Origin of the sequence: Pauljensenia hongkongensis (genome assembly GCF_001746855.1) — a bacterium.
GTDB lineage: Bacteria > Actinomycetota > Actinomycetes > Actinomycetales > Actinomycetaceae > Pauljensenia > Pauljensenia hongkongensis.
Genome location: NZ_CP017298.1, coordinates 1241352 through 1248053, shown reverse-complemented (window position 1 = coordinate 1248053; position 6702 = coordinate 1241352). Strand labels below are relative to the sequence as shown.

5 protein-coding genes are annotated in these 6702 nt (G+C 71.7%); 4 read left to right on the top strand and 1 reads right to left on the bottom strand.

Features of this window, described 5'->3' with window-relative positions; genetic code table 11:
* Nucleotides 1-8: 8 nt before the first annotated feature.
* Entirely contained in the window at nucleotides 9-2873 is a 2865-nt protein-coding gene (locus tag BH719_RS05185) for a cation-translocating P-type ATPase (RefSeq protein ID WP_009743718.1), read from the bottom strand.
* A 173-nt stretch (nucleotides 2874-3046) separates the two neighbouring features.
* Between BH719_RS05185 and BH719_RS05180 the strand changes: the two genes are divergently transcribed.
* The 4 genes from BH719_RS05180 to BH719_RS05165 all read left to right on the top strand — a co-directional run.
* Nucleotides 3047-3760, top strand: coding sequence for a hypothetical protein (locus BH719_RS05180; protein ID WP_009743716.1), 714 nt, complete (start codon nucleotides 3047-3049; stop codon nucleotides 3758-3760).
* A gap of 93 nt (nucleotides 3761-3853) precedes the next feature.
* Nucleotides 3854-5335, top strand: coding sequence for a DUF418 domain-containing protein (locus BH719_RS05175; protein WP_009743715.1), 1482 nt, complete (start codon nucleotides 3854-3856; stop codon nucleotides 5333-5335).
* 267 nt (nucleotides 5336-5602) lie between these two features.
* Nucleotides 5603-6067 carry a YbjN domain-containing protein gene (locus BH719_RS05170; protein WP_009743714.1) on the top strand — a complete coding sequence of 155 codons (465 nt, stop codon included), beginning with the start codon at nucleotides 5603-5605 and terminating at the stop codon, nucleotides 6065-6067.
* Nucleotides 6068-6078: 11 nt separating this feature from the next.
* A partial coding sequence (locus BH719_RS05165) for a type III secretion system chaperone family protein (RefSeq protein ID WP_009743713.1) occupies nucleotides 6079-6702 on the top strand: 624 nt, incomplete at its 3' end.

Here is a 6702-nt window from a genome sequence, read left to right as displayed (position 1 = left end):
GGCGCGGATCAGCGCGCGCGGGCCCTGGCCACGAGCTTGCGCAACTCGTCGACCCACAGGACCAGGGAGGCCATGACGACGACGACCGCCCAGTGGACCGGGTCCAGCGACGTCGTCGAGAAGGCCGCCTGGAGGAAGGGCGCCTCCACGACGGCGACCTGGAGCACCAGGGTCAGTCCGATCGCGCCCCACAGCCACTTGTTCACGAAGAGGTGGCTGAAGGCGCTGACCGTCTCGGAGCGGGAGTTGAGCGTGTTGAACAACTGCGCCATGACCAGGGTGGAGAAGGCCGCCGTGCGCGCGGTGCCGAGGCCGTCCGTGGACAGGGGGGTCTCGATGAGGCCGCCGGGCAGGAAGATGTCCAGCGTGGCCAGGGTGGAGGCGGCCATGACCGCGCCGACCAGCAGCACGCCGCTCCACATGGCGCCGTCGACCACCCGGTCCGTGGGCTTGCGCGGCGGGCGGGCCATGACGTCCTCCACCGAGGGGTCCACGCCCATGGCCAGGGCCGGCCCGGAGTCGGTGACCAGGTTGATCCACAGGATCTGGGTGGCCAGCAGCGGCAGGACGACGCCGGATTCGCTGTGCCCGCTCAGGCCGATGGCGCCCGACAGCACCACGCCGCCGAAGACGGTGAGGACCTCGCCCATGTTGGAGGACAGCAGGAAGCGCAGGAACTTCTTGATGTTGTCGAAGATGCGGCGGCCCTCGCGCACGGCGTCGACGATGGTGGCGAAGTTGTCGTCCGCCAGGACCATCGTGGCGGCCTCCTTGGTCACCTGGGTCCCTGTGACGCCCATGGCCACGCCGATGTCCGCGGCGCGCAGGGCGGGCGCGTCGTTGACGCCGTCGCCGGTCATGGAGACCGTGTGGCCCTGGGACTTGAGGGCGTGGACGATCCGCATCTTGTGCTCGGGGGCGACGCGCGCGTACACGCTGGTGGCGGCCACGGCCCCGGAGAGGGCGCCGTCGTCCATCCCCTCCAGGTCGCGGCCGGTCAGGACCGGGGCGCCGCGCTCGACGATGCCCAGGTCCGCCGCGATGCGCCCGGCGGTGGCCGGGTGGTCGCCGGTGATCATGAGGACGCGCACCCCCGCCCGGTGCGCCTCGGCCACCGCTGCGGCCGCCTCGGGGCGCGGCGGGTCGATGATGCCGACGACGCCCGCCAGCACCAGATCCCTCTCCAAGCCGGACAGGTCCGCCCCGCCGTTCGAGTCGGCGGCCCTGCGCGCCCGGGCGGCCTCCTCGTCGGTGAGGACCCTGTAGGCGACCCCCAGGGTGCGCAGCGCCCGGCCCGACATGTCCGCGATGTGTTCGACGAACCGGGCCCGGGCCTGAGCGGTCAGCTCAGTGTCGGCGTCGCCCACGCGCACCCGCGCGCAGTGCTCCATGAGGACGTCGGGCGCCCCCTTGGACATGATGACCGTGCCGTGGGCGGTGTCGGTGAGCAGCACCGACATCATCTTGCGCTCGGAGGTGAAGGGGACCTCGCCGATTCGCCCGAACCGGCCCTCGCGGTGCCCGTGTGTGCCGAGCTTCTTCTCCGCGACCAGGAAGGCCCCCTCCGTCGGGTCGCCGACGACGCTCCACACGTCCTCGGTGACGGTGAGCTCGGCGTCGGAGGCGAGCGCCCCGCCCGAGAGGACCACGGTGACCTCGTCGCGCAGGGGCCCTTCGAGGGGGTCGGCGTCGGGCCGGCCGTCGCGGTCGGCGTCGGGGGCGACCTCGCCGTCGGGCGCGTAGCCGATGCCCGTGACCACACAGGTGCCCGAGGCCGTGACGACCTCCTGGACCGTCATCTCCGAGCGGGTGAGGGTGCCGGTCTTGTCCGAGCAGATGACGGAGGCCGAGCCGAGGGTCTCCACGCTGGTGAGCTTCTTGACCACGGCCTTGCGGGTGGCCATGCGCTGCACGCCCAGGGCCAGGACCACCGACAGGATCGCGGGCAGCCCCTCGGGCACGGCGGCCACGGCCAGCGAGACCCCCAGCAGCAGGGAGTGGACGATCGTGTCGGGCGTGCGGTCGGCCGCCAGGAGCAGCAGGGTCCCCACCACGACGACCGCGATGACGACCACGACGATCCCCAGCATCTTGGAGACCGCGTGGATCTCCTTCTGCAGGGGCGTGTCCTGCTCCTCGACGGAGTCGAGCATCCGCGCGATCGCGCCCATCTGGGTGTCGGCGCCGGTGGCGACGACGACGGCGCGACCCGTCCCCTGGGCCACGGAGGTGCCCCGGTGGACCATGCAGGTGCGGTCGGCCAGGTCGGTGTCCGCGCCGACGGCCCCGGGGGTCTTGACGACGGCGTCGGCCTCACCGGTCAGGGAGGACTCGACCACGCGCAGGGCGGCGGCGGAGAGCAGGCGGGCGTCGGCGCCGACCTGGTCGCCCTCGCCCAGGACGAGGACATCGCCCACCACCAGCTCGGAGGAGGGGACGACCAGGAGCGAGCCGTCGCGCAACACGGTGGAGGTCGCTTCGGTCATTGCGGACAGGGCGGCGACGGCGTCGGCGGCCTTGTTCTCCTGGACGAAGCCGAGGACCGCGTTGAGGGTGACGACGGCGAGGATGACGATGGAGTCCACCGGCGCCCCCTCGGCGCCCTCCAGGATCCAGGCGGTGGTGGAGATGGTGATCGCGGCCAGCAGCAGGTAGACGAGCGGGTCGTTGAACTGGCCCAGGAAGCGCCTCCAGGCGGGCACTGGGGGCTTCGAGGGGAGCTCGTTGGGCCCGTCGGCGGCCAGGCGGTCGGCTGCGGACCGGGCGCTCAGGCCTGTCGAGGCGTCGGTGCCGAGGTCGGCGGCGACGGCGTCGGCCGGGTGGGAGTACGGGGACGTCGGTGCGTCGGCACAGGGTGCGTGGGGCGTTGGCATGGGCGCTATCCCATCAACGCCGGTGCTGCCCTGTCAAGGTACTGTTGTTGCGGTGCGCGTCCCACGGGGTCGCGCGGCGCGCATGGATTGGGGCTAACGGTGACGGGCCCGACAGAATCCACTATGCTGGCGCCAGCACTCCCGCTCTGATGAGCCCGTTCCGAGGAGGATCCATGTCGACTCCCACGCCCGACGACGGGAACCGTGCCCCGTTCGCGGGCCAGCAGCCCGACCAGCCCGCCACGCCCTGGCCGCAGTACGGGCAGCAGGCCGCCCCGGAGCAGTCCGGGTCCGCCTACGGGCAGCAGGCGGTCCCCGCGGCTTACGCGGCGCCGCCGCAGCTCCCCAGCCGTGCGCCGGGCGTGCTGTGCATCGTCTTAGGGCTAGTGCTCATGATCATCATCGCGCCTGTCGTCTTCTTCTCCACCGCTGTGTCCTCGATCACCGACGAGTTCTCGAACGCGGCCGCCGGGGTCCAACGGCTGTCCAATGGCGGTGGCGTCACCCTGGAATCCCAGGACGGGTACTTCCTGCAGGTCGTGCCGCCCGATACCGCGACGGCGTGCTCCCTGACCGACTCCGGCGGCCAGTCCTATGCGATGCAGAAGCAGGACAGCTCTGGGAGCCTGTTCTCCGCTGAGGGGCTGCGGCCTGGCTCGTACACGGTCGAATGCGCAGGCGCGTCCGACACCGCCACGTTCATCGGACTGCCCTTCTCCGGTGACATTCTGCAGAACAGCGCGCGCAGCAGCCTCATCTGGTCCACGGTGGTGGGGGTGACCGGCGTGGGCGTGCTGATCCTGGGCATCGTGCTGGTCGTGAGGGCGAACAAGCGGCGCCGCGATATCCAAGTGGACATCATGATGTCAGGAGTCCAGCGCCAGTAGCGCGGCGGAAGCTCGGCGCCGGGGATCCGGCGCCGACGCCCGCTGCGGGGCGCAGCGCCCAGCGCGGCGGGCGGAACTGAAAGGCCCTCATCCATGTCCTCCCTGTCCTTCACCGGCGGGCGCTCCGTGCGCTACCCCGCGCCCGATGTCGCGCGCGGCTTCATGCTGCTGCTCATCGCGCTCGCGAACGTCCCCTACTGGCTGCGGTACTTCCCCGCCTCCCCCGATGGCCCCTCCTCCGCGGACCGCTGGTGGATCCTCATCCGCACCGCGCTCGTCGACCGGCGGGGGTACCCGCTTTTCGCCCTCCTCTTCGGTTTCGGCGTCGCGACGATGGTGCGGCGCCGCATCGAGCGCGATGTCGAGGCCGCCCACCAGTCGGTGGATCCCCAGGTGCGCGCGTCGTGGGCGCCCCACGTGGCCGCGCAATGGGAGGCCCTGGTCCGCCAGGAGGCCACCGACGACGCGGCGCGCCTGGTGCGCCGCCGCGGATGGTGGATGATCCTCTTCGGATTCGTGCACGGCATCGTCTTCGCCGGCGACATCATCGGCGCCTACGGCATCGTCGCCGTCCTCTTCGCGGGAGTGGTCGCGCGCAAGAGGAACGTGTGGATGGCGGTGTGGGGGAGCGTCATCGCGTTGGTGAGCGCGTGCAGTCTGACCGGCGTCGGCTTCTGGAAGGCGGGCCTGGGCGATCTGGGCTCCGTGGTCCACCCGCACGCCTCCCTTTCGGTCTACTACGTGCCCAACTCCATCGTCCAGTGGGCGATGGCCGCCCTGATCACGGTGCTCATCTCGATGGTGGTCCCGGCGTTCATGATCGGCGCGCGCCTGGGGCAGACGGACATCCTGTCGCGCCCCGACCGGCACCGGGGCCTGCTGTGGGCGGTCGCGGGCGCGGGCGGGCTGATCGGCGTCGTCGGCGCGCTCCCCTACGGGCTGGGGGCGTCGGGGATGGCGCTGCCGGTGCCGGTGTGGAGCGTCGTCCTCTTCCACGTCTCCGGGATCGCGGGGGCGTGCGCGTGGCTGGCGCTGTTCGCGCTCTTCGCGGGGGTCGGGGAGCCCCGCGGGATCCGGCGGGTGCTCGCCGCGGTCGGCAAGCGCTCGATGACCGCGTACCTCAGTCAGACGATCCTCTTCGTCGTGGTCCTGGGCGGCATGGGGCTCGCTGGTGTCCGCGCGGTCCCCGACGCGTGGGGCGCCGTGATCGCAGCGTTCGTGTGGGTGGCGGCTCTGGTGCTGTGCTTCGGCCTCGAGACCGTCGGATTCCCGCGCGGTCCCTTCGAGGTCCTCCTGCGGCGCGCGGTGGCGCGGTCGGCGGGACCGCGGGCGGGGGTGCCGGTGCCGCCCCCCGGGGCCGGAGTCGTGGAGGCCCCGCCCGGCCTGGCCTTCCCGCCCCCGGGCGCGCGGATGGCTCCTCCGCAGGGCCCCCAGCCCCCGGCGGCTGGGACTCAAGGGGGGCCCCAGTCCCCGGAGGGCGCCCAGTCCGGGCCGCCCGGGTCATCGGAGGGCGAGGGGCCGGCGGGCCCCGGCGCCGAGCGGGGGGTAGCGGGAGGAGGAACAGGAGGAGAGTAGACGCGCCCTGCCCCCAACTCATCTGTGTTCGTCGTCACGTTATGCTCGGCGCGGCGCGGCGTGAACGCGCCCCGTCTGCGCTCGGGCACTGGCGCATTCCGCCCATGACCTGGGGTTTTGGCCGGCGGTCAGTGGCGGGGTCGTCGGCCGGACCGGGGCGGGTGTCCGCCTCGCATCCGCGAACCATTGGTTTTCTGCGGATTCTGGGCTACTGTTGATATAGGTGTATGAGGCGGATTACACCACTGAGGACAGGGAGGGGAAGTGATGCGACAAGAAGCCACGTCGGCGCGGCCCGCGGCATCCGCCGACCGCGTCCGTCCCGTCACCTACGACCGGCTCGAACGCCTCCTCGATTCCCAGGGGCTCGCGTGGAGCGTCGATGACGACGGCGAGCTCACGGGGACGTGGGGCGGCAGCCCCTACTTCCTGATCCTGGCCGGGCGCGACCGGCAGGTCCTCCAGATCGTGGCGATCTGGAAGGAGCCCGTCCCGATCAGCGCCCTCGAGGCCGTCCGCCAGTCGATCCTGCAATGGCACCGCACCAGGCCGTGGCCGAAGTGCTCCCACCGCATCGACGACGACGGGACGGTGCGCGTGGTCGCGGAGACCGTCGTCGGCTGGCAGTGCGGGGCGACCGATGCGCACCTGGTGCGCCAGATCGCGAACGCCATCGCGCTCGCACAGGACTTTTTCAGCGAGCTCGCCCGCGATATCGATATAGGGAGTTAAGAGGAAGAATCATGGGATGGTTTTGGAGAAAGGACGCTGATGGCGGCTCCGATCCCAACGACTCCGAACGCCCCGACGGCGCTCAGGGGCCCATAGACCCGTGGGGGTACGAGCCCAGTGCCTCCGGCGGCGGGGTGCGCACGGGCAACTCCGAGTTCGAGGCGCACCGCTTCGACATGGTCCGCCCGATCTCGCAGGAGAGGGTCGGCCTGCTCTTCGACGGCGAGGGGTGGGACTGGGAGATCGACCAGGACGGGGACCTGCGCGGGATGTGGGAGGGGCAGCTGTTCTGCTTCCGCTTCCTCGGGGACTCGCAGGAGGTCCTGTCGATCATCGCCTTCATGAGCGAGACGATCCCCGCCAAGTACGAGGCGGATCTGCTGCTGTTCCTGGAGGGCTGGCACCGCGAGTACCTGTGGCCGAAGGCGTACTTCCACCGCGAGGCGAAAGGCGGTCTGCGGCTGGTGGCCGAGGTCAACAGCGACTACGAGTACGGGGCGACCGACGCCCAGCTGGTCCAGCAGTGCATGTGCGCCCTGGCGACGACCCTGCAGCTCTTCCGCGCGGCCGGCGAGTGCTTCGGACCGCCCGGGGGCGGCTCGGCGCCCCCGGGGGACGGGGGCGGGGGGCGCCAG

Bases quoted from the DNA above. Each gene is read 5' to 3' on its own strand.
- BH719_RS05170 (WP_009743714.1), top strand. From the start codon at position 5,603: ATGCGACAAGAAGCCACGTCGGCGCGGCCCGCGGCATCCGCCGACCGC.
- BH719_RS05180 (WP_009743716.1), top strand. From the start codon at position 3,047: ATGTCGACTCCCACGCCCGACGACGGGAACCGTGCCCCGTTCGCGGGC.
- BH719_RS05185 (WP_009743718.1), bottom strand. From the start codon at position 2,873: ATGCCAACGCCCCACGCACCCTGTGCCGACGCACCGACGTCCCCGTAC.
- BH719_RS05175 (WP_009743715.1), top strand. From the start codon at position 3,854: ATGTCCTCCCTGTCCTTCACCGGCGGGCGCTCCGTGCGCTACCCCGCG.